Source organism: Paenibacillus hamazuiensis, assembly GCF_023276405.1.
GTDB classification, from domain to species: domain Bacteria; phylum Bacillota; class Bacilli; order Paenibacillales; family NBRC-103111; genus Paenibacillus_AF; species Paenibacillus_AF hamazuiensis.
Genome location: NZ_JALRMO010000001.1, coordinates 8,716,958 through 8,741,321, shown reverse-complemented (window position 1 = coordinate 8,741,321; position 24,364 = coordinate 8,716,958). Strand labels below are relative to the sequence as shown.

Here is a 24,364-nt window from a genome sequence, read left to right as displayed (position 1 = left end):
TTACGGGCCGCCTTTGAAAACGTGTAAAAACCGCTGCTTATTGATTAAATTTACACGTTTTCAAGAGCGGCCGGAGGGGATGCCCCCACCCATGACAAATGGATTCATCCGCTTTTTGGGTTTTTCGACAAGCTAGAGGTGCCGGGAAAGCCCCGGCACCTCTTGTATTTCCTATAAATGAAACGCCACGAACTTCAATTCCGTCATCTCTTCCGTGGAATATTTGACGCCTTCCTTGCCGATGCCGCTGTTCTTCACGCCGCCGTAAGGCATATGATCCACCCGGAAGGAGGGAATGTCGTTGATGATCACCCCGCCGACCTCCAGCCGTTCGGCCGCCTCAAACGCCCGCTGCACCGAGGTCGTATACACGCCGGCTTGCAGGCCGTATTGCGACGCATTCACTTGGGCGAGAGCGTCTTCCCAGTCTTCGTACGGGTTGATCACGACGACCGGCCCGAAAGCCTCGCTGCACGACAGCGCCAAATCGGAACGCCCCTCCGCGATGACCGTCGGCTGAAATACGGCCCCTTCGCGCGTCCCCCCGAGCACGATCCGTGCACCGGCCTGCCCGGCTTCCGCCACCCAGCGTTCGATCCGTTCCGCTTCGCGTATGTGGATGAGAGCCGACACATCCGTCTGCTCTAAGCGCGGGTCGCCGACGACGAGCCGTTTCGCGTTTTCGACGAATGCCTCCAAAAAAAGCTCGAATAACTCCCGCTTCACGAAAATTCGCTGAATCGAAATGCATACTTGACCGGCGAAATTGAAAGAGCCTTCCACGCAGCGGGCCGCTACCGCTTGAATATTTTCGGCGCTGTCGACAATGACGGCGGAGTTCGATCCGAGCTCCAGCGTGACCCGCTTCAGCCCCGCTTTTTCCCTTATGCCGAGCCCGACCTCATAGCTGCCGGTAAACGTGACCATTTTGACCCGGCTGTCTTTCACGAGCAGGTCTCCGACATCGCCACCCCGGCCGGTCACGACGTTAAGCGCTCCCGCAGGCAAGCCCGCCTGCTCGAAGATGCCGGCCGTCATGAAGGCGCTAAGCGGCGTTTGCGATGCCGGTTTCAGCACGACGGCGTTGCCGGCGGCAAAGGCCGGCCCGAGCTTATGCGCCGTAAGGTTGAACGGAAAATTAAACGGAGTGATCGCCGCGATGACACCGAGCGGTTCACGCACCGTAAACCCGAACTTCCCCCTTCCGCCCTTGGCCGCATCCAGCGGAACCGTTTCGCCGTGAATCCGTTTGGCCTCTTCCGAGGCAAACTTGTACGTTTCTATCGTGCGCGCGATCTCCGCCCTGGCCGCTTTGAGCGGCTTGGCGTTCTCGGCTGCCAGGATGAGCGCACATTCCTCCGACTTTTGCTCAAAAAGCCGGGACACCCTCTCCAATATTTGCGATCGTTCGAGCGCCGTCAGACGTCGCATCGTCTTCGCCGCAGCATGGGCGCTCGCCAGCGCCGCCTCCACATCCGCCCGGTCCGCGAGCGGGATGAGCCCAAGGTTTTCTCCGTTATACGGGGAAAACAGTTCGTAATGCCGTTTTCCAGCGACCCATTGACCGCCGATAAACAATTTTTTTGCCTCCAAGACCATCAAACTCCTTTCGCTTATATTTAAACACCACGATAGGCCTTTTCATAGATCCGCAAAATCTTGTCTTTGTTCAGCTTATACGGCGTATTCAGCAGCAAACGGTCGATCTTCGACGCCTGTTCGGCAAGCACCGGCAATGCGGCCTCGTCCACTCCGAGCCCGCTTAGCGAAGTGGGCAGATCGAGCTCTCCAAGCAGCCGGAACATGTAATCCGTAACCGCCTGCAAAGCTTCGTGCGGCCGGCTGCCGTAATCGCCCAGCTGCAGAAATCCGGCGATGTTCACCATCTGCTCCGTGCAGGTTTTTCCCGTCACTTCAAACACAAACGGCATCAACAGGGCATTGGCTATCCCGTGCTCGATGTGAAACTTCCCGCCGAGCGGATAAGCGAGCGCATGGACGGCGCCGACGCCGGCGTTCGCCAATGATATCCCCGCCCAGTTGCTGACGAGACTCATCCCGATCCGGGCATCGACGCTGCTTCCGTGATGAACGGCGCGGGCAATATGGGCGGGGAACAGCTTCATCGCCTGCTCGGCGTACATTTTCGTCGCCGGTGTCGCGCGCACCGCCACGTAAGATTCGATCGCATGCGTAAAAGCATCGACTCCGGAGGCGGCCGTCACACGGGCCGGGCAGGAGACCGTCAGCATCGGATCGATAATGGCCACATCGGGAAGCAGCGCAGGACTCACCAGTCCCCGTTTAAGCTCCTGCTCGTCATCTCCGAAAATGGCGTTCATCGTCATTTCCGCGCCCGTACCGGAGGTGGTGGGCAGCAAAATGCAAGGTACGCTGCGATTCTCAATCGCCTTCTCGCCGCTGATATAAGGGGCAATATCGGATTTATCCAGCAAAGCGGCGATCGTCTTGGCCATATCCATCGCGCTGCCGCCGCCGATCCCGACCACCAGATCGCAGCTTTCCTGACGCAGCGAATCGACAGCCCCGGCAAGCAGCTTAAACGTCGGCTCCCCTTGAATGTCCGTGAAAACGACTAACGGAATATGAAGCCTCTCCAGCAATTCGACGATTCGGCCCACGACACCGGCCCCTTCCAAACCTTTGTCGCTCACGAGTGCGATCCGGGAAGGGGAGAAACGGGTGACTTCCTCCGGCAGCGACTGCAATGACTGTACACCGAACCGGACGTTGCCCGGCATGCGAAAATCGGAATAAGCGCTCATTCATCATACCTCCTGAAATTAAAATCATTTATCGCTTACCATACCGTCCATCCGCCGTCCACGACGATCGTTTGCCCGGTCACCATGTCCGATGCCCGGGAGCTCAAATAAAGAAGCGCCCCGAACAAATCCTCCGGTTTCGCCAAGCGCCCCAGCGGAATACGCCTCAGCACGTCTTCTTTGAATTCGGGATCGTCCAACATCCGCTCCGTTAACGGAGTTTCGATGAACGTGGGTGCAATCGCGTTCACATTGATGCCGCAGGCAGCCCATTCGATGGCCAGCGCCCTAGTAAGCTGCAGCAGCCCGCCTTTGCTGGAGCAATAAGCACTGCGTTTATAATAGCCTACAAAAGCCATCTGAGACGATATATTGATGATTTTGCCGCGCCCGTTCTCCTTCATAAATCGGGCGGCGGCTTGACTGCAGAAAAAAGCGCTTTTTAAATTTAAATCGAGCACCGCATCCCAATCGGCTTCCGTAACCTCTTCGGCAGGTTTGGCAATGTTCGTGCCCGCATTGTTCACGAGAATATCCACACTGCCGAAAGTTTCGTTAACCTTGCGCATCACGGCCGGCAGCTCATCGACCGATAAAACGTCGCAGCCTATACTCAGCGCCATCCCTTCGGCCGCCCGAATTTCTTCCGCCAGCGCCTCCAATTTTGTTTCGTTTCTGGCCACCAGGGCCACCTTGGCCCCGGCGTTTGCAAGGAGCTTGGCCATGTCGCTTCCTATGCCTTGACTGGCCCCCGTCACAACGGCGGTTTTCCCGGCCAAATCAAATAATTGGTTCAACTTCATACCCATGGCACCTCCTTCCCTACACATTGGCCTTTAAGCAAGGCCCCGTCGTTCCTCTTATGATCAGTTCCGGCTCCAGTGTTACTTGAACAGGCTGCTTATCCCGATGATCGCTGCCAAGCTGCTTCAGCAAAATCTCTAACGCAAGCTGCGCCATTTTCTTTTTTTGCTGCGAGACGGTGGTCAAATTGATTAAGGGATTGGCGGCAATACCGATATTGTCAAAACCGATGATCGAGATGTCTCGCGGCACCGACAATCCCATCGATACCACGGCGTCCATGACAGCCATTGCCATCTGATCCGAAGCCGCCACAAAACTTGTCGGACCGTCCCGTTCGCCCAGTACGCGCTGCACATACGAATATATAGCGTCATATTCAAAAACACCGTCATAAATCCAATCGGACGTATACACAAACTCCGAATCTCGCAGACTGGAAATATACCCCCGATACCGTTCATGGAAGGTGGAATATTTCAACGGGCCGGAAACGTATCCGATCCGCCTGTGTCCGTTTTCCATCAAATGACTCATCGCCATGCGGACGCCCAGTTCATTATCGACTTCAATATAACTTGTCATCGCGTCATCCATTTTCCGGTTATAGAGCACGATAGGAAATCCGGTTTGAGCAAGGCGTTTCACACTTGGTTCGTCACGGGTAACCGATGCGGCGATAATACCGTCTACCCGCTTCGATACGAGCGTCTTTAAAGCATGCTCCATGTTCCGATCCCTATGGCCCGCATCCAGTACAACGATCTCGTATCCGGCCATGTTGGCGTGGCGTATTACCAGCTGAGCCGTTTCCGCATAAAACGGATTGGCAATATCCTGTACGATAAGTCCAATCGTATTCGTTTTGTTCGTCACCATACTGCGGGCTATTTCGTCCGGAATAAAACCGAGCTCCGCAATCGCATCGAGCACTTTTTGACGAGTGGACGGTTTCACGTTCGGATACTTGTTGAGAACCTTCGATACGGTCGGTTGAGAAACCCCCGCTTTTTTCGCGACATCGTGGATCGTTATTTTTTCCGCATTCATGGAAGCCATTTCCTTTTTCAGAATACGTATTCTTTAATCGCCGCAAGAAAGGACGGAAAGCATCGACTTCACGCTGATTTCCGGGCTGGTCAGCACAGGTACCGATCCCTTCGGAACTTGCTTCAACACGCGAGCCATCGACATTTGGGCCAGTACGATCACATCGCAGCGGCTTTCCATTTCATGTATTCGCTGTCCTATGAGCTGATCATGCTTGTTCGGATCACCTGCCTGCAGCGCATCGAAAGCTTCCGTGAGCACGATCGTCTCCACATGTACGTCAGCCCCTTCCCGCCCGGCTATCTCTTGGATAAGGCCCGTCGTCGTCGGTCCGGCCGCCTGAACCGTTGCAATGACTCCGATTCGCTTCCCGAGCTTTACCGCGTGCTCCAGCATGCTGTAATCCGCACTCAGCACCGGCTTGGAGAAAAGATGTTTGATTCCGTTAACCTGCGGCGTAAACGACGAGCATGTCAGCATAATCCCCTCCGCCCGGCTCTGTTCCGCACGCTCCATCAAACCGACGAGCCTGCGGACCATGGACTCTGAAACGACACCGGTCTCGTTGAGCTCTGAAATCAATCCTTCATCCAGAAAATGAAGCAATTTCACATGCGGGGCATGCTCCTGAAACGCTTCCACAATTGGTTGAACGGAATTCATCGTCGCGTGGACAAGCGCAATTTGCCTTTTGGCTTGATGCATATCGGTTGTCTCCTCCTTTTTTAAGTGAACACGGATACGGGCTGATTAACGGTTGCTGTCGAGCTTATTTGGCTCAAAAACGTCATTTATAAATCGTAACGGTTGTGGCAGAGCTTATTTCCCATCTTGTATCCCTTAAAACGATGAAAGTTCACAAATAACCGCTCTGGCAACCGTTGCCGTTCTGAAATGACCCATTTAGCCCGTTTAAGCTCCACTGCAACCGTTACACCAGCATGAGCCGTAACCGACCGCTGCAACATGTAAATGTTTGGTTCAACTTATAAAATCATATTAATGGGGCTTTCATGAAAAGGAAAATTCGAAATATCTATGGTCAGCCATAAGTAAAACGAATTTCAGTTCATGATGTTGTCTTTTTCTAATGCAGCTTTGGAATGTCCTCAAGCCTCCCGAAGATCTGTTTCCCCTTCTCCTTCCCGATCTTTACCATTTCATCCGCCCCCGTCGACGGACCTCCTACTCTCAGCACGGCATCGCAGTGGTTGATCAGACGCACCGCGGACGGGTGAAAAATGCAATTGAATGTCCCGTCACCGATACCGGTTGATCCCGCGGTGGCGATCAGCGGCAGCGCGTACCATTCCCCTAAAACCGGCATATGCCCGGCTTCATAGATCTGCAGGGCGACCTCGTTCATGAATCGGACGTTTTGTTCGATTCTCTTCGGATCGTCGCCGGTTCCCGATCTGTACGGTCCGGCAACAAGAATATGCAGCGGTTTTTGTCCGGGCGGCGTAATATCCGCCTCACGTTCAAACAGCCCGTGCAGATCAGCGTATTGAAGAAGCAGGATCGTCTTCCCGTCCCGAATCTCGCCGGTTCGTATCATATCCAATGCCTGGCGGAACGGCAATTCCAATACTTCGATATTCTCCTGCTCCTCATCGAGACCGCCCCCTCTTCCCGATGCCATCGTTGCGTCGTACTCTGCGACGTAAAAATGTACGATCTCCGTAACTGAACCCGGCGACATGTAAGCTTCTCCGACTTTTTGAACCTTCTTGAGCTTGTAGCCCGTCTCTTCCTCCGTCTCGCGTATAATGGTTGCTTCCGGCGTTTCCCGGTCCAGCAACCCGGCGCATGTTTCGATTAACATACCCGTAGGATTTTGATTTTTGTAGGTCGGCATTCGAAATTGGCGGGTCAGCACAACGGTTTGATTCTCCCGGTTATAGAGGAGGATGGTCGCGCCGTTGCCGCGATCGTACACTTCGCGCGTCTGCTTTTCCCATACCCCGTTATCTTTACGGTACTCGAAGGTGACTTTTTTCAGAACATACCAATTGTCCGACAAAACCTCCTCTGTAACATTTCGGATTCTGGCGTGGCGAGTTTCCATCATTTATTTCCTCCCTTTATACATTCCGTTTTCTTTCGTAACGAGCAAAGCGCCTTCGCGCTCCAGAATCTGCTCAACATAGGTCCGAAAGCGGTCCAGTGCCGCTCCCTGCAGTCTTGACCGCGCATTCATAGGAGTGGAGATCATGTAGTCAATCAGAGCTTGCGCTTCGGTGATTCTTAGGCTGTCCTCATAAAAGAACGGTTCAACCTCGCGAAAGAAAGGCGAGAGCAGCTCATCCGCATTACCCAAATGAAATCTCTCAATGACGCGGTCCAGGACCTCCATCTCCGGGTCAAAAGATATACCGAGCTGCTCCACCTCCTGCAGATGCCGCAAGCTCATCGTCGTGGTGTAGAAGCAGCCGCCTTTTTTTATAACTCGATGTATTTCCCGAATGGCTTTTGGGATATCCTGCACATGATAGAGCATGTTGCCCGCGATAACCTTATCGAATTGCCCGTCGTGGAAGGGGATGTCCTGCGCGTCCGCTACCAGAAATTTAAATTGGGGCAGATCTTTGAGCCGGCTCCGCGCCTCCTCCACCATCCCTTCGGACAGATCTGTCAATGTGATACGCCAACTCTCCGGAATGCGATCGGCGTTGCGCTGCCACAAGGCGCCGTCCCCGCAGCCCAGCTCCAGCAAATGAACGTCCGGCTCCCGCCCAAGCTGCTCAAACACCCATTTGTACCATCCGTGCGGATTGGTGCTGAAACGGTCATACAGGTGCATTCGGGATTGTAACCGGGACGGACTCCGATACTGTTCCCCCCACTTCTGGTCCGTCTGTACAGCCTGAATAATGTCCGCCAGATGGTTCCATCCCCCCTCGCTTAACGCGTTTCCTTCCTCTAACGCCCTGCGGATCGCCTTCACGACATTTTCGGTATGGAGCATCTTTTGCCGCAGCACATCCAACTGAGCGAGAAGCGAGTCCCGAATCTTTCCGCTTGAGTCCATCTCCGCCGCCAAAATGCTCCTGATCTCCTCCAATGACAACCCCACGTACTTCAGCGTTTGAATTTGCTGCAGCCGGCTTAGGTCGTCCACTCCATACCTTCTCACAGCTCCCGTTTGATCCTTGTCCGGAGTCAACAGTCCTATCTGGTCATAATACCGCAAGGTTCGAAGAGATAATCCCGTCCGCTTAGCCAGCTGTCCTGTCGTAAAAAATGTGCTTTTTTTCAAGAACATTTCCCCCCTCCGTATAGACCATAGTAAACGTTAGATCCAGTATATCTGATTACGTAACGTCACCCGCAAGCGATTTTTACAAAAACAAAAAAGGAACCGCCTCCTTAAGGAGTTGGTTCCCGGTTAAAATGAATCGCCAAGCCGGATATGGGCGATCGAAAGACAGGTTTGATTACGCGCCGTAAGCTGACGGTTCCAGACTAAACGCAAGACCTTGCCAGTTGTAGTCGCCCCGCTCCGCTTTTTGGCGGTTATCGTACGCAATATCCCGATAAAGCTGCAGGGCGGCGCGGTCATCGAGATGTCCGGTATCGTGTCCGAGATGCTCGAACAAAAGCTGCCTGCGAAATGCGCGCACCGCTTCCTCATCCCATATCGCCGCATTCATTTCCGTATGGCCGAAAAACGAGTTCGAGTGCAGGTTGCATGACCCGATAGTCATCCACACGTCGTCGACCAGCATGACTTTGGCATGCACGTAAATATGGCTGCGTCCTCCTTGTCCGTCAGGACCGGCAATTCCGACCAAAGCGAATTTTTCATACCGGCCGAGCGCTTCTATCCGATCGAAGAACGCTTTGCGTTCCGGGTTTCTGCGGGCCGCCCGCACATGATCCTCGGGATTGGCCGGAACGAGCAATACGATATCTACGCCGCGCTTTAACGCATCCTCCAGTCTGGAAGCGATCTCCAGAATCGGGAGAGCCTGATTTTCGATGTAGATGGAACGGCGAGCCGCATCAATCGCCTGCAGGTATTGCTCGGAAACAGAATGTTCGCCTTCAACGATATCGAACGGGCTGCCTTCGGGAGTAGGGCAGCTATTGCTGTAGCGGCCTTTATAGACATTCCTTTGGATTTGTACCGACGTATTTCCTCGAGGAGCGGATACTTGGGACGGAAAGGGCAATTCGTCGTCGCCGGTATGCCCCCATACCCCGTCGGCCTCCATCCTTTCGCTGGCCTCATTCCACCTTTGCACGAAATTGTGGTGCACATCGGTTGCGGACGGCCCCGCTACTTCGACATAAATATCGTGGCGCTGATTTTCCCCGATATGGCCGGGTTCGAAGGTTTGGAAGGTCGGATTGATTCCTCCGATAAAGGCCGTCTCGGACGGATGGCCTGCATCGATCAGCCAAATTTTTTGATGCTGGCAATAATAACCGAATGCCCGATCCCAACGGGCGCGAAATCGCGATCCCCGTGCGGCGAGCATATCATGGTCTTCCTTGGAGCCTGCAAAAGCTTGGCCGTAACCGCTGCTCTCCGGGTTGGGGCGCCAGAAGAGAATCCGAACATCGAGCCCTCGCGCTGCCGCGCGGTCCAGCACATCCAGAATGGTTCCGCGACCGTCCGGCATCCGGAAATCCGGTGCCATGAAAGTAATCGAGAGCCAAACGCTAATCTGCGCGTTTTCGATCGCCTCGCAAATGCGCCTAAAGGTCGGAGCGCTGTCAACCAGCGGATGCACGGAATTGCCGTATCTTACGGGATACGATCCGGATGCAAGACAAGGGATATGTGACTGCACATTGATAATGGAAGTCACCGTGACTCCTCCTTCACAAATGGATAAGATCATCCTATCACAACCTGGAAGGAAGAAATTTTTTTATTATATTAATTTATGAAACGCCCTTCTCCAATATCTCAATCAAAGTGGAAATATCAACGCCAAGCAGAGTCGGTTCTTCCGTTTCACGAGGTGGCATTTTGATTTTTGTAAAGAGAATTTTGGCTCGCAAAGCTTCGAATGAATAACCCCTACCCAACCGGTTTACGAGACGAATAAGGCTATTCAGTGACTCTGTATAAGCGTTCGTAACGCGGTGGTCGAAGTAGGCGAATATTTCTTCTTCCCAGTTGTCCACAGCCCATGTAAGAGGCTCAAAAGCCATTTGGAGTTCATTTGGAATCTCGGCCTTCCAATCGTGGTATTTGAGGTAAGCCTTTTGTCTGCTATCGCTATCCCATAAGTCAAAAAATGATTCCTTCAAGTTATATGCAATGCTGAGAGAAGGGTATTTATTCGTCCATAGGTCAAAAGTTATCTTATCCATCTCTGTTAGCTCATTATGGCGTTTCAAGAGAATAAAGCGGTCGTGCATGAGCCCACGCCGTTCCTTCGGTGATAACCCCTCTCTAAGCTGTTTGCGGATGGTTTCTAACGCTTGGTTTGCCATACGGACAACGTGAAACTTATCGACAATGATAAGAGCTTTTGGCAGTACAGCTCTCACGGCGTCCTTATATGGCTGCCACATATTCATAGTAACGTATTGTATTTGTCCTTTATTTGGAAGGCGTGAGAGGTAGCCTACTACGGATTCCTTGTTACGATTGGGCAAAACGTCTAACAAAGTACGTTCCACAATATTGGTTAAAACGCATCTTGGCTTAATCATGTGTATTTCGTCAATCCCAAGCCAATTAGGTGTTTCAAATCGATGAGTTTCTTCAAGACGGTTGATGTAATCACGAAAGATGCTGCGTATCGTTTTTTCATGCAATCCAACTTCCTCGGATATACTGACAAACGTGCGTTTAAGGCTTTGCTTTTCTATATAAGACAATAAACGTTTGGTGCAATTTCGCTTTTCGTCTATGGTGTGGTTTAGATGTTCCCAAAAGGTTCGATTGCAGTCTTTGCAGCGATACCTCATACGCTTTATAAGAAGCCCTGCACGCTTGCCGTGAATTGGTAAGTCCATACAAATCTGTTCCCTGCTATCGTGTTTGTAAAGGTTGGCTGTACATCCACAATGAGGGCAAGTCAAAGGTAGAGAGTTCGCCACCACTTGAATTAGAAATTCGAATTCATTCTCACAAATACTTAAGATGTTGAATTTCGAAAGATTTAAAATATCCATTTGAATTTCTTCTATGCATTTATGCTGCAAACTCCTTCTTTGTTTTCGCATCACTGGCCAAAATACCGCTGAATTTAAACAATAACAACGAACCGGCAAAGCAAATGGCCGCAAACAAGCCAACGGCGGAAAAACCGTTAAAAGATGCGTAAATCAGGCCTGCGATCCAAGAACCGAACGTTGTCGCGGCGTACATGACCGAACTGGCCAAGCTGGAGATTGTGCCGCGGATGGTCGGATTTAATGAATTCAGCATTCCCAATATGAGTGGAAAAGCGATTCCCATGGTAACGAATATGAAAAAGTAAACACTTTCGAAAGCCGCAACCGATGGCAAGTGGGGTAAAACAATAAAACATGCAATAGAGACAAGAAAGCCCGCAACCAACGTGTTGAAACGGTTTAATGTTTTGATCACATAGGCACCGCAGAGACTCCCGACTATATTCCCGAGACCGAGAAAAAACATCACATACCCCGCTTGATCGATTGAAAGGTGAAAGCGATCCGTCACCCATTTTCCGATGAAAGAAAAGGCAGCAAAGAATCCGCATTGAAACAAGAAATGAGCGAAGAAAGCTCTTCTTGCCATTGGACTTTTCAATAGCGGGATGTATCTGCTGAAAATAGGAGATTTGGTTATTTGGCCTTGATCCGGTTTCATTTCGGGCAAAGCATAGTGGATGAATATTGCCACAAATAACGCGAATGTTCCGATTGTAAAAAAAGAATAAGACCAATGGATGGAGGCAAGCAGACTTCCAATAGGGATGCCGAACGCTTGGGAAGCAGCCACGCCGGCCATAACGATTCCGGATACTTTGGCGATCTTCGGCGCTCTGAACAGGGCAGGGATCGCGGCCCAGACTTGAGGAGCCGTAAATGCCGCGCTGACTCCGGCTAAAAAACGGAATAAGAACATCGACCAAAAACCTGTGGCAAAGCCGCACAACAGGGTTGAAACCGAGAAGCATACCATGCCGGAAAGCATGACCTTTTTGCGATCCCAACCATCGGAAAGCGGTCCGGCAATCAGCGCGAATAGGGCATACCCTAAAGCATAGGCTCCGACCATCCAACCGGCAGATTCGGTCGGGATATGAAACAATTGTTGGAGCGTGGGGATAAGCGGAGAAATCAAAAAAGTATCCGTACCGATGACAAACATGACGAGGAATAATAAGATTGTTAATCTTAACATGGTATCCACCCTTTTCATATTGTTCTATAGTTCAATGATTATTGAACTAATGAAGAAAAAAAAGAGATTCCCTTCTACAACGTATCCAGAAATCCAGGTAAGTAAGTTTGAAAAGTCTCCAAATCGAGACTCGTATACTTTGTTTGGGCATCTTTTCGTACGTTGATTAATTTCGCCTCCTTTAAAGTACGCAAGTGATACGAAGTATTCGATTTGGAAGTATCGCGAATGTTTCTTACTTCTCCGCAATTCATTTCCTTCTTGCCGGCGTATAGAGCTCGAATGATATCCAGTCTTGTTTCATCAGCTAATGCTTTGAATATTTTGATTCTGAGCTCATCATTTGTTATTATTTGAGTAGTCATAAAACTATTGTACTAAGATATCGTTACAAATCAAGTCTTTAGAAAAATACCACCACATTCTCCGATTTATAAGTGAAATGACTTCGGCGAGTGCGGGGTATAAACCAGGTCTTGTTTACACTTATATGATTGGATATATTGAAATTAAACTATTTAAACCGGCTTAACTGGAGTGGATCCGTTTGTCTTCCCGTGAGAGCAGAAGCAGAGATTTAAGCGAAGGGCCTTTATATTTTGCTTATAGACGTCTCAGTGCGAATAACCAACACAAGGAAACGTTTCATTCCCATCGGGGCCTCGAAATATTGCTGATCCATCAAGGCAAAGGGACCATGATCGTGAACAATGTCAGCTATGCGATCAGACCGGGGATGGTTTGCATTTTCCAGCCTTACCAGTTTCACCATCTCCAGCTCGATTATTCCGATAACCAGACCTTTGAGCGTTCCATTGCCATCTTCGAGCCGGCGACGTTTGATTCCTATTTTGAAAAATGGCCCGCCCTTAATGCATTTTACAGAAACATGTATTTAAGTAAACTTCCATCTCCCTGTATATATGGAGTAGAAGACACACATGAGCTGGTAACCGTGTTTCAGAGTATGCAGCAAAAGGTCCCCACCTTAACGGAAGCGGAGCAGCTTGAGGAAATTTCTTTGTTTCTCGTATCGGCATTCCGCAGTCTAAAGCCATTATGGCAAACACAGCGGGATCAAATCACGCCGCTGCGCACCCGCAAAAATCGCCATGTGGAACAAATACTGATCTGGATCGAACGCCATTATGCCATGCCCTTCCATTTGGAGGACATGTCGAAGGAGCTTCATCTGACGACCTATCATTTGTCCCATTTGTTTAAGGAAGCGGTCGGCATCAGCATCACGGAATACATCGCTACCCGAAGGACGCATCAGGCCGTCATGCTGCTGACCACAACCGATAAGCCGATCACCCTGATCGCCGAAGAAATCGGGATTACGAACAGCTCGTATTTCTGCAAATTTTTTAAATCCCGCATGGGCACGACGCCCCACCAATACCGCAAAAGGTGGAGCAGAACAAATCCCCCGAAAAATAAACCTTTGTAGCTTATTCCCGGTACTTTTTGGGGGCAACAAAAAAGCTCGTAACCTGCCAAGCAGGCATACGAGCCTTTCCGCTATTCTATGTGTGCCGCATTGCGCTGGGCAATCACGCTGAGCTCGGCCGCCTTGAATGCGTGCTCCTGCGTCATCGCGTTTTCCGTACGGTTGATGCAATCGAGAATCAACTGCCCAAAATAAGGGTAACCGACCTGGCCGGACACATTCCAGTAATGCTCCCCTTCGGAATTGACCAGATAAACGTTGTCGCCCTTCTGATTTCTGCCGATGTCCACATATTTACGCAGCTCAATGTAACCGTCCGTGCCGAGAATCGTCGTACGCCCGTCGCCCCAGGTGGATAGACCGTCCGGAGTAAACCAGTCTACCCGGAAATATCCGGTGGCGCCGTTTTCTCCGACCAAGGTCGCATCGCCGAAATCCTCGAATTGGGGATACTGCTTATGATGATAATTCGCCTTCTTGCTGTGAGCAATAGCGGCGTTCTTCGCGCCGGTATAATACAAAAACTGCTCGATCTGATGGCTGCCGATATCGCAAAGGATTCCTCCGAAGCGGTCGCGGTCGAAAAACCAGTCCGGCCGGCTATTGGCATTGATTCGATGCGGCCCCAAGCCTATCACCTGCACTACACGCCCGATGGCTCCCTGTTCAATAAGCTGGCCTGCATAAACCGCGCTCTCCACGTGAAGACGTTCGCTGTAATAGACCGCATATTTTTGCTTCGTTTCGGCCGCCTTTTGCTTCGCCTGCTCCAATTGTTCCAATGTCGTAAGCGGCGCCTTATCGGTAAAATAGTCTTTCCCGTGCGACATGACGCGGAGCCCCAACGCGCATCGTTCCGAAGGGATAGCCGCTCCCGCAACGAGGCGGATGCCGCTGTCCTGCAAGATCTCCTGCTCCGAACGGGCAGCCTTTACATGAGGGAATTTATTCTGAAATGCCGCCACCTTCGCCGGGTCCGGATCGTACACCCAATCCAGTTGGCCGCCGGCTTCGATCAAACCTTGACTCATTCCATAGATGTGCCCATGATCCAAACCGATTGCCGCAAATCGAAATTCCCCGGGGGCGCAAACCGGATTCGGCTTCCCCTTAGGGGCGTAAAACATTCCGCTCTTATGATCCATCTTATTTTTTCCCTTCCTCAAGACTTCCTGTAGTAATGGCCATATCCGCAAAGTTTTCAACGTGGCTATTTTTCTCATAGAAGTAGGTGACATGTTTCAGCACCCCTTCTCGGGTATAAAACGGATCGTCCGGCTGCAGCGGCAGTTGAACGATTTCGCCGGTGCTTGCCGATTTGTAAATACTCATGATCAATTCCAAAGTGTCGCGACCGCTGATTCCGTCGATAAGCACGGGCGAACCGGTCTCAATGGCCGTAAGCACGTTATCGATTTGTGCCGTATGCCCTTGATAGGGAAGATCGGGTAGGCTGTCATAATACTGCTGAATTTTCGTTTCCAGTTCCGTATCCGGTTCAGGGAATCCGTTTGGCTTGGAGACCGACGCCTTCAGTTTCCATGGAGCGGATATACGGGCGTTTAATCCTTGGAAAACGATCTGCTGTTCCTCCCCGTGATGGACTACCGAGCTTGTGACCTGACCCAAAGTTCCATCCGGATAACGCAGCATGGCAATGGATAAATCTTCGATTTCGGCATTATCGTGAGCAACGTTGCTCATGAAAGCCTGCACCTGGCTCGGACGCCCCCGCATCCAAAGCAGAGCATCGATATGGTGAACCGCATGGTTCAAGGTTGGGCCCCCGCCTTCCTTCTCCCATGTTCCGCGCCACCACAAGTCATAATAGCAATGTCCGCGCCACCAATAGGAGTCAACCTGGGCGTGAAGAATTTTCCCGGCCAAACCGCTGTCCAGAACGGATTTCAATTTCATCATCGCATTTCTAAAACGATTTTGTGCAATGACGGACACAATTTTACCGTTTTTACCGGCCGCTTCGTTAATATCGTCGCATTCCTTCAGCGAAGCCGCCATCGGCTTTTCAATCACCACATGGCTGCCCGCATTCAGAAAATCAATGGCGATTTCGGCATGCACATAAGGCGGAGTGCATATGGATACAAGATCGATTCCGTCATGAAGCAGATCTTTGTAATCCTGCACGATTTTCGCATCGAGCCCGTATTTTTCAACCCTCGCCTGAGCTTTTTCGGGGTAAACATCGCTTATGGCGACGATTTTACAGCGATCCTTGAATTGCAGATAACCTTCGATATGACTTGTCGAAATGGCCCCTGCGCCGATAATGGCTACCTTTAACATTTGCACCCCTCCGCTTGTTTAACTCCGGAATCTTGTTTTCAAATTAATGATAACCAATATACCGATTGATTTGTCCTTCTCTAATGCGATAAAAATAACGCTGCATTGCGTTTCTCCTCTGACAAAAAGAAAGACATCCCGGAAAAACCGGAATGTCTCGCCATTTCCTTTCTCGGCTACTTTGTTTTCCCGTAACCGAATGCGCCGTAATAAGTGCATGTATGGGCCGCGATTTCCGCCGCTTTGGACAAAGCATAACGAGCATCTTTGGCATCCGCATAATGCGTAAGAAACCCGGCAATAAACGAATCGCCGGCTCCCATTGTATCCACGACTTTTGTTGGAAGAGTCGGTTGTTCAAAGATGTCTCCGTTTATTGAAAACAGCGCAGACCTTTCACCGCGTGTCACCCCCACAACCTCAACGCCAAATCGGTGAACAAGCTCAAACAGGTCTTTCATGCTCTGCAGCTGCATATCGCTGCCCGAGAAAAACGCATAGTTGATATGTGGGCAAATGCGCTCCAAATACTCCGGATTCCATTTTTTTGAGGTGGAAAAATCAAAAGAAACTTCCTTATGCGAAACTTTCGGCAGTTCGTTCTCGAAATCGCTGTTTACACTGGAATGGATCACATCGTAGCCATTTATATACTCGATATCGTCTGCCGTTAATTGTAAAGTGACCAATGATTGAACCCGAACTCCACGATTGGTCCCGATAAAAACGCGGTCGCCTTCTTCGTTGACAGCGACCTGCGCCTCGCCGTTCTCGCCAACCACCACCCGGATACGGGAGAAATCGATTCCCTCGTCTTCCATACAATGAACGACATGATCCGCAGCTGCATCTGTCCCGATAACCCCTAAATAACCGGCAGCTTTCGCACCGTATCGCTTGCTTATGACCGCGACATTCAGCGCATTGCCCCCCGGATACATCATTCCCTGGTCTTTGTAAAAGTCGACAACGTTATCTCCGATAGCCAACAATTTCATTTCAATAAGCTGCCTTCCGCATGTGTCTTCCGATTTTCAGCGGATGGCTGCAAGGACAAGGACTTTCGCAGTTGACTGGTCGCCACCTCGTCCATCAACAGTTCCCCGTCGTAAGTCCTTTCCAATACAACGCCATATTCGCTGCGAGCTTTGTCCAGGGATACTTTAGACTCCCGAACATCATGCAAAACTTGTTCCGGAGGGCGTTCCGAAGGAGTGCCGTGGCCGCCGGCGCCGGGTGTACGAACGCTGATCAAGTCTTCTTTGTTTAATACCAATCCTGAAAGCTTGGACTTCAATTTTTCCGTCTGCTGGCCGCTGCGGGTTAACCAGAAGCTGCCTCTTTCCCCTTCTCCTCCGCCGGCCAAACCCCAGGGCGCCAATTTGTGCCGCTCGCCGAGTCCGGTAAATTCAAGGTGATCCGCAAGGATGCGGTAATCTCTTTGAATGCCCAATCCGCCTCTGAATTTCCCCGGACCGCCCGAATCCGTACACAATTGATACCGTTCTATCAAAATCGGATATTCGCGTTCCAACGCTTCAACGGGCAGATTCGACGTATTCGTCATATGAACCTGTACCCCGCTCAACCCGTCTCCGCTGCTGTGCGCCCCGGCGCCGCCGGCAATCGTTTCGAGGTAAACAAAATAATGATTTGTGGCGGGATTAACGCCTGAGAAAATAGCTGAAGTAACCGAACTGTTGCAAGCCGCCAGCACGCGTTCGGGAACGGCTTGGCCGAATGCGCCGAACAATACGTCGCATACCCTCTGGCTTGTGTCCACACGCACACCGACAGGAGCAGGCTGGGAACAATTGACGATCGTACCTTCCGGTGCAACGAGCTCGATAGCCCGATAAATCCCGGCGTTGGAGAATGTTTCTTGGCCCGCAATCGCTTTCAGGCAATAAAAAACCGCAGTCAGTGTGCCGGAATAAACCAAATTCAGCGGGCCGGTCACTTGAGGGCTTGTGCCTGTGAAATCCACTTTTATGGAATCGTCTTTAACCGTGATGGAAGCCCGAATCGGAATGGTCCGCTCCAAATCCCGTCCGTCATCATCCAAATAATCCTCAAACGTATAGATCCCGTTGGGAATGGTTCTTATCCCCGCCCGCATTAATTCTTCGGCATAATCCAAAAGCGCATCCGTACATTCCGCAAAATAATCCGGACCATACTTGGCTATGACCTCGGCAAGCCGCTTAACGCCGGCCTTATTGCTTGAGATTTGCGCCAGCAGGTCCCCGCTGCGCTCCCGGGGAGTCCGGCTGTTGAGCAGGATGAATTGAAACGTCTCCTGCAGCACTTCATCGTTACGGCAAATTCGCACCAAAGGAATTCGGATACCCTCTTGAAAAATGCTGTCCGCATTTGCCGATGTGCTCCCGGGAACCATACCGCCAAGATCGGAATGGTGTGCGATGTTGGCAACAAAGGCAGCCAACTTCCCTTGTACGAAAACCGGAGCGACCATGGTAATATCCGGCAAATGGGTTCCGCCGCCTGCATACGGATCGTTTGTAATAAACATATCTCCCGGTTTAATGTTATCGGGCGGCTCTTTCTTGAGAAGCTCCTGCACCACGCTCAGCATCGAACCAAGCAGCATCGGAACGTTTTCCATTTGTGCTATCAACTGCCCCTTGGCATCGAAAATTGCAGTTGCCGCGTCTTTTCTTTCCTTAATGCTCGTGGAATAAGCCGTTTTGATCAGGGTGATCCCCATCTCTTCCGAAACGGAAAGCAACAGGTTGCTTATAATTTCGAGGGTAATCGGATCAATTCGCCGCTTCATTTATATCACCTCGCCAAAAGTATGGATCAGCAGATTTAAATACTCATCCACTTGTGCCGATTGTCCGGGCAATATCAAGGTTGTCGTGTCCATTTGCTCGATAATGGCCGGCCCATGAATACGGTCGCCCGGCGCCAATTGAGTTCTTTCATAAATGGCCGTTTCGTAGAAGCCCGGTTTTTCGACTTCCGAATAATATACCTGGCGTTTGGATACAGGTTCGGGCGTGCGAACTTGACCGGCTTCCCGTTTTTCGATTTTGGCCTTCGGCAGTTCGCCGAGTGCGGTCAATCGATAGTTGACAAATTCAATTTTGCCGGCTTTATTCGAATATCCGTAGCTTTTTTCATGCTGCTCGTGAAAACGCCGGACAATCATGTCCAGTCCGCCCGCTGTCAATTCTTCCCGATCCACAGGAATCGACAGTTCATAGTTTTGACCGACGAACCGAATATCCATATGCAGTATAAATCTCCGTTTGGACGGCTCGATCCCCTCTTTCTCCAGCAATTTTGCGCCTTCCTCCTGCATGCTGTCAAAAAGAGCTTGCACGTCTTTCAAATGTTTCTCGCTTGGTTCAAACAATGCCGTGCGAACGTAATCCGAGCGGATGTCGGTAACCAAAAGTCCAAGCGAGCAAAACGTGCCGGGCGCCGGTGGAATAAGCACTTTGGGAATATTCAGGTCCCTGGCCAGCGCTCCGCAATGAAGACCGCCGCCGCCGCCAAACGATACCAGCGTAAACTCTCTCGGATCATATCCTTTTTGCACGGAAATGCGCCGAATCCCCCTGACCATGTTGGCGTTGACGACCGAAATGATTCCGCTCGCAGCTTCCAGAACGGACAAATTCGTTTTCGAGCAGATGTTATCCTGAATCACCTTCGCAGCCGCATCGAGATCGAGCGCCATCCGGCCGCCAAGAATACCGCCGGGATTTAATCTGCCGAGCAGCGCATTCGCGTCGGTTACGGTCGGGAGCAGGCCGCCGTGGCCGTAACAGGCCGGGCCGGGAGTGGCTCCCGCACTTTGAGGGCCGACCTTTAATGCTCCCCCGGCGTCCAGCCATGCGATGGAACCGCCTCCCGCACCGCAGGCATAAATATCCAGCATGGGAACCCTGGCCGGGAAACCTTCGATCTCTCTTTCCATGGAAACTTTGGGCTCTCCGTTCTCAATAAGGCTGAAATCCGCCGAAGTTCCGCCCATATCGAAGGTAATCATATTTTTGAGGCCGGTCAGCTCCGAAACATACGCAGCCGCCACCACACCCGCAGCCGGGCCTGACACGGCCGTACGAACCGGATTCGCTACCGACTCCTGAATCGAAATAATGCCTCCGCTTGATTGAGTGATATACGGATCGACCGGAAGCCCCGCAGCACGCACGGAGTTTTGGAAATTCACCATGTAATGCTCCATGACCGGGCCGAGGTAAGCGTTGAGCGAAGTCGTGGACAACCTGGGGTACTCTCTGAATTCAGGCACCACCTGATGGGACGCCGACACATACACGTCCGGCAGCAACCGTTTGATCTCTTCCACTGCGATCTTCTCATGAACCGGATTGATGTACGAGAACAGGAAGCAGACGGCAATGGACCTAACTCCTTCTTTCTTCAATGCATCCACCGCTTCACGCAAACTGTCCATGTCGATTTCCTTGCGCACGGATCCGTCTGCATATAAGCGCTCGTCCACTTCGTGGCGCAAAAATCCGGGAATGACCGTTTCAGGTTTCTCTGCAAACAGATCGTAAAGTTTCGGTCGGGTTTGGCGGGCGATCTCAAGCAAGTCGCGAAAGCCCTTGGTTACGAGCAACCCGGTTTTTACACCTTTTCTTTCAATGAGCGCATTCGTTGCTACCGTTGTTCCGTGGGCCAAATACCCGACTTCCGAAACCGCGATACCGTTTTGAGCCAAAATTTGTTCGACGCCTGTCATTATGGCGCGAGACGGATCTGCAGGCGTAGAAGGTACTTTATGATTCAACACTTTGCCGGACGACGTTTCCACCAACGTCACATCCGTAAAGGTGCCTCCTACGTCGACACCAACCATGTAACGCATGCCGCTTGCCTCCCTCTTTTTTGCCAGTATCATGCATTTGAATGCCTATCAATCGTTCCCCAAGTGAATTATATAGCTCGGATATGGGGAAATGAATGTAATATCTCACGTATTACTTGTCAAATCGTCTTGTCTTTGCAAAGACCGATTACCGGGTACGACAAAAGCCCCGGAAATCCGGGGCTCTGCCAATGGTTAAGCATGTATCGCGGGGAGTGAATGGCTATTCTCTGTGTTTGATTTTTCCCGGGTTGACTCCGATAAATTTCTTGAACAGCTTGCTGAAGTAAGCCTCGTCTTTAATGCCGACTTTCTCAGCCGCCTCATACACTTTCAAATTTTGCTTCAGTATGAGCTCCCTGGCTTTCTCCATCTTGGTGCGATTAACAAAATTGGTGAAGCTCTCACCGATCGCTTTCTTGAAAATATAAGAGAAATAACTTCTGCTCATGTTCGAAAATTTTGCGGCGTCGTCAAGTGTAATATTTTTATCGATATTTTCGAACACGTACCTCTTGATGCCGGCAATTTCCGTTCTTGTCCCTTGGCCTTTGATGATCAGCATCGACCGCATCATTCCGGCAACGTATTCGTCCACGGTTTTGCGTATATCCATAAGCGTTTCCGCTTCCAGGATCGTTTCCGTCCACTTCGAATTCGCATCGTCCTGAACGGGGAACAGCGAATCCTCATAAGGCTTGAACACTTTTTTGAAAATGTACAGCACATTAAGCACCGCCGTTTTGATCCGCAGCGGATGGTACTTGCTGCCGGATAAGAGGGAATTAAAGAAACGGTCGATAACCGCTCTTACTCCCTCATCGTCGTTGGCACCAATATATTCGATCAGCAGCTTCTCTTCTTCCATATCGAAAATGACTTCCTTATCGATAAAATCCGGCATCTTCCGGGCGAAAAAGATGCTCTCATTGCCATGATAAAACCGATACTCCGCCGTGTATTTCGCCTTCGAATAAAGACCGGGAACGTCGCGCAAACCGGCCGCCCTGCCTCCCACGCTGAATGTAACGGTAATATTCAAATAGCGCTTAAGGGAAGCGTTTATCTTCTGAAGCAGCCCGGTCAATTGGGTATCGCTCAAAGCGGTATGGCCCGAAGCATCCAGCAAAATCAAATATTCCCCTTCGCTCAGTTCCGCGAAAGAGCCCTTGGCGTTTTCCGCGACACCTTCCTTGAGAATGTTCAGGAATGATACGCTAAGCAGATGGCTGTCCTTCAGCCGGCTTCTTGTTGGCGCATAATAGTAGTCGTCGATTTGGCCATATATCACGAGCATTTGCCCGAACCCGAGCGGCACCTGCATGATCGCCGATTCCTTCTCGAATTCGGCGGGCGTAATGGAGCCGCCGATCAATTTTTTGTACAGGTTGTTTTTGATGACCTGTTTGTTCGCCCGAAGGGAGGATTCAAAGGTAATTTTTACTTCCTTTTGAAGCCGTTCATTTTCAACTTGTCCCTTCACTTTCAGAAGCAGCTCCAAAAGACTGTCGGGCTTCATGGACAGCTTCAAAATATAATCCTCGGCACCGAGCTTCATGGCTCTTTTTACGGCATCCATCTCATTGTGACAGCTCAGCACGATGGTCTTGATGTGCGGATAATGGACAGAAAGATGTTCAATTAACTCAAGGCCGGTCATATTCGGCATCAAAATATCGGTCAGAACGATATCCGGCTTCGTTGTATCGATCAGCGATAGCGCTTGCATACCGTCTTCCGCCTGTCCGACGAATTCCATATCGTATTTTTCCCACTGAATGCATGACTGAATACCGACTCTGACAAGCGCCTCGTCATCTACGATCAATACCTTCAGCATGATTGGCCCACCTTCTCTTCCTTATTCCGAAGCGCCGGAAACGTAACGGAAACCGTCGTACCTTGCTCCCGGGGCGATGCGATGTTGAGTCCGTACTGCTCACCGTATCTCAGCTGCAAGCGCTCGTGAATGTTGCGAAGCCCCAGCCCGCTGAATTTATGACGGTAATCCGACTCCGTATTCGTATCGCTGAGCACCTCGTGTATTCGGCGCTCCGTCATTCCTTCTCCATTGTCGCTCACATCGATCTGTAAGTAACGCCCATCATGAACATGTGCCGAAATTCGAATGATCCCGCCGCTTTTCCTGTTCTTCAAGCCATGCAGGACGCAGTTCTCGACGATCGGCTGCAGCAGCAGTTTAATAATTTTATAATCTTCCAGCTCCGGAGCGATTTCGAAGACAAGCTCCACACTATCGTTAAAACGGGCGTTTTGAATGTTCATATAAGCGATGACAAGCTGCTTTTCTTCCTTTAATGTAATTTCCTCGCTGCCCTTGTTCATGCTGACCTCAAGCAGCTGTCCGAGATCTGCAATCATGTTGGATGCGTTAACCGCACCGTTCATCATGGCCGTCCATTTGATAATATTCAGCGTATTGAATAAAAAATGGGGATTGATTTGCGCCTTCAGAGCCTCGTATTTCAGCTCCTGCTCCCTTCTCTCGTCCTCCACTACTTTCAGCACCAGCTCATCCACCCGTTTGAACAAATGATCGAAGCTTTTGGTAATGTCGTACACATCGTTGGAGTAGGAAACACCTTTCGTACCGAGACTGTAAATGCCGATCTTCTTCTTTCGCAAGTCTTTGATGAGCCGCTTAAGCGGATTTGTAATCAGCAGGATCAGCATCACGCTCATGAATAGAAACAAGCCGAATACGACGTAATTGATCGCAAGCACTTTTTGTTTCAGGCTTGTCGTATTTTTCATAACATCTTCATAAGGGATGACGGAAACGATCGTCCATCCGAGACGGTTCAAGTTATAATAATTAACCATATAGGATTTATCGTTCGAAGCGCCGATGTAGTACCCTTTCTGGTTGCCGTACAGCGTTAATTTATTCAAAATCTTGTCGATATCGCTCATCCCGACATCCCCGGATGATTTGATGATTTGATCCCGGCTGTCCAGCAGCAGCACGGTGCCTCGGGAACGAACGGTGAACAAGGAAACGAAATCGTCCAGATCGACATTGATCATGACGATGCCGAGCATTTCGCCCGTATAGCTGTTTTTCACGGGTCTGGCCAGGGAAGCATACTTTTTGGCCGAATCCATGGTCGGTATATGATAACTGAACGGAACCGTCCATAACGTTTCGCTTTCGCGATCGACAAGCGTTTGAAACCATTTTTCCTGCTTGAGCCGCGAAGCGAATTCCTGTTTGAAGTTTAAATCTTCCTGGCTCATCTCGAGATCGCTTACAATATTGCCCATCACATTGCAGACGATGCCGTCGGAGCTGATTAATATCATATGGGCGGTATAATTAAAAAATATATTGTTTTTGGCGTAATTCAAATGATTCTCAAGCTTGGACATTCTTAAATAATCGGCGGGCGTCAGCTCTTGCGGAGATTTCATTTTGTCGAACGGCTTGAATCCCGGGTCACGATGGAAGGCATTCAAATTCGAGAAAACGACGTCGTCCGAGCTGAGCACATTCGATAACTTCAGCATGTCAAGCGTCACGTTTTCAACCTGGGTTCCGACCTGCTCCAAGTTGCTGAGCAGCAAGTCGGACGTTTCTTTCTCGAACAATGTCTCCGTATGTTGAAAGCTGAATTGCAGCGATAGAAATACGGCGCAAAATACGAAAATAACGATAGAGACGATGATCCGTATTTGTAAATTGCGAAACAGCAGCATGATCCATTGCTTCAACTTGTACGGAATCGTCATCCCCTCCT

General features: G+C 50.5%; 19 protein-coding genes. 1 reads left to right on the top strand and 18 read right to left on the bottom strand.

Annotated features, from left to right (window positions below; translation table 11 throughout):
• Positions 1-171: 171 nt before the first annotated feature.
• From MYS68_RS38165 to MYS68_RS38115, 11 genes are all read right to left on the bottom strand, one after another.
• Positions 172-1,599: an aldehyde dehydrogenase family protein gene (locus MYS68_RS38165; RefSeq protein WP_248930739.1), complete on the bottom strand. Its 1,428-nt coding sequence runs from the start codon at positions 1,597-1,599 to the stop codon at positions 172-174.
• A 20-nt stretch (positions 1,600-1,619) separates the two neighbouring features.
• Positions 1,620-2,786, bottom strand: a complete 1,167-nt coding sequence (locus tag MYS68_RS38160) for an iron-containing alcohol dehydrogenase (protein WP_248930738.1) — start codon at positions 2,784-2,786, stop codon at positions 1,620-1,622.
• A 35-nt stretch (positions 2,787-2,821) separates the two neighbouring features.
• Complete coding sequence (locus MYS68_RS38155; RefSeq protein WP_248930737.1) at positions 2,822-3,589, bottom strand: SDR family NAD(P)-dependent oxidoreductase; 768 nt, start codon at positions 3,587-3,589, stop codon at positions 2,822-2,824.
• Between the two features lie 19 nt (positions 3,590-3,608).
• Positions 3,609-4,640: a LacI family DNA-binding transcriptional regulator gene (locus tag MYS68_RS38150; RefSeq protein WP_248930736.1), complete on the bottom strand. Its 1,032-nt coding sequence runs from the start codon at positions 4,638-4,640 to the stop codon at positions 3,609-3,611.
• Between the two features lie 33 nt (positions 4,641-4,673).
• A complete protein-coding gene (locus MYS68_RS38145) occupies positions 4,674-5,345 on the bottom strand; it encodes an aspartate/glutamate racemase family protein (protein WP_248930735.1) in 672 nt (223 codons plus the stop codon).
• Positions 5,346-5,727: 382 nt separating this feature from the next.
• Positions 5,728-6,711 (bottom strand): GDP-mannose pyrophosphatase NudK, encoded by a 984-nt coding sequence (gene nudK / locus MYS68_RS38140; RefSeq protein ID WP_248930734.1) that lies wholly within the window; start codon positions 6,709-6,711, stop codon positions 5,728-5,730.
• Positions 6,712-7,905: a MerR family transcriptional regulator gene (locus MYS68_RS38135; RefSeq protein WP_248930733.1), complete on the bottom strand. Its 1,194-nt coding sequence runs from the start codon at positions 7,903-7,905 to the stop codon at positions 6,712-6,714. It abuts the gene before it with no gap.
• Between the two features lie 172 nt (positions 7,906-8,077).
• The gene (locus MYS68_RS38130) at positions 8,078-9,457 is read right to left on the bottom strand and encodes a phospholipase D-like domain-containing protein (protein WP_248930732.1); all 1,380 of its coding nucleotides are present in this window, start codon (positions 9,455-9,457) and stop codon (positions 8,078-8,080) included.
• Between the two features lie 76 nt (positions 9,458-9,533).
• Complete coding sequence (locus MYS68_RS38125) at positions 9,534-10,778, bottom strand: ISL3 family transposase (protein ID WP_248930731.1); 1,245 nt, start codon at positions 10,776-10,778, stop codon at positions 9,534-9,536.
• A gap of 19 nt (positions 10,779-10,797) precedes the next feature.
• Entirely contained in the window at positions 10,798-11,979 is a 1,182-nt protein-coding gene (locus MYS68_RS38120; RefSeq protein WP_248930730.1) for an MFS transporter, read from the bottom strand.
• A 74-nt stretch (positions 11,980-12,053) separates the two neighbouring features.
• Complete coding sequence (locus tag MYS68_RS38115) at positions 12,054-12,344, bottom strand: ArsR/SmtB family transcription factor (RefSeq protein ID WP_248930729.1); 291 nt, start codon at positions 12,342-12,344, stop codon at positions 12,054-12,056.
• A 182-nt stretch (positions 12,345-12,526) separates the two neighbouring features.
• Here MYS68_RS38115 and MYS68_RS38110 point away from each other — a divergent pair, with 182 nt between their 5' ends.
• Positions 12,527-13,432 carry an AraC family transcriptional regulator gene (locus MYS68_RS38110; protein WP_275983660.1) on the top strand — a complete coding sequence of 302 codons (906 nt, stop codon included), beginning with the start codon at positions 12,527-12,529 and terminating at the stop codon, positions 13,430-13,432.
• 71 nt (positions 13,433-13,503) lie between these two features.
• On the opposite strand, the gene MYS68_RS38105 is transcribed toward MYS68_RS38110, so the two are convergent.
• From MYS68_RS38105 to MYS68_RS38075, 7 genes are all read right to left on the bottom strand, one after another.
• A complete protein-coding gene (locus MYS68_RS38105; protein WP_248930727.1) occupies positions 13,504-14,577 on the bottom strand; it encodes a Gfo/Idh/MocA family protein in 1,074 nt (357 codons plus the stop codon).
• Position 14,578: 1 nt separating this feature from the next.
• Entirely contained in the window at positions 14,579-15,739 is a 1,161-nt protein-coding gene (locus MYS68_RS38100) for a Gfo/Idh/MocA family protein (protein ID WP_248930726.1), read from the bottom strand.
• A gap of 176 nt (positions 15,740-15,915) precedes the next feature.
• The gene (locus MYS68_RS38095; RefSeq protein WP_248930725.1) at positions 15,916-16,737 is read right to left on the bottom strand and encodes a PfkB family carbohydrate kinase; all 822 of its coding nucleotides are present in this window, start codon (positions 16,735-16,737) and stop codon (positions 15,916-15,918) included.
• Complete coding sequence (locus MYS68_RS38090) at positions 16,734-18,536, bottom strand: hydantoinase B/oxoprolinase family protein (protein ID WP_248930724.1); 1,803 nt, start codon at positions 18,534-18,536, stop codon at positions 16,734-16,736. The genes MYS68_RS38095 and MYS68_RS38090 overlap by 4 nt, the downstream gene beginning before the upstream one ends.
• Positions 18,537-20,606 (bottom strand): hydantoinase/oxoprolinase family protein, encoded by a 2,070-nt coding sequence (locus MYS68_RS38085; protein WP_248930723.1) that lies wholly within the window; start codon positions 20,604-20,606, stop codon positions 18,537-18,539.
• A gap of 223 nt (positions 20,607-20,829) precedes the next feature.
• On the bottom strand, positions 20,830-22,446 hold the full coding sequence (locus MYS68_RS38080) for a response regulator transcription factor (protein ID WP_248930722.1): 1,617 nt from the start codon (positions 22,444-22,446) through the stop codon (positions 20,830-20,832).
• Positions 22,440-24,356, bottom strand: a complete 1,917-nt coding sequence (locus MYS68_RS38075) for a cache domain-containing sensor histidine kinase (protein ID WP_248930721.1) — start codon at positions 24,354-24,356, stop codon at positions 22,440-22,442. Before MYS68_RS38075 ends, MYS68_RS38080 begins: the two co-directional genes overlap by 7 nt.
• Between the last annotated feature and the right edge of the window lie 8 nt (positions 24,357-24,364).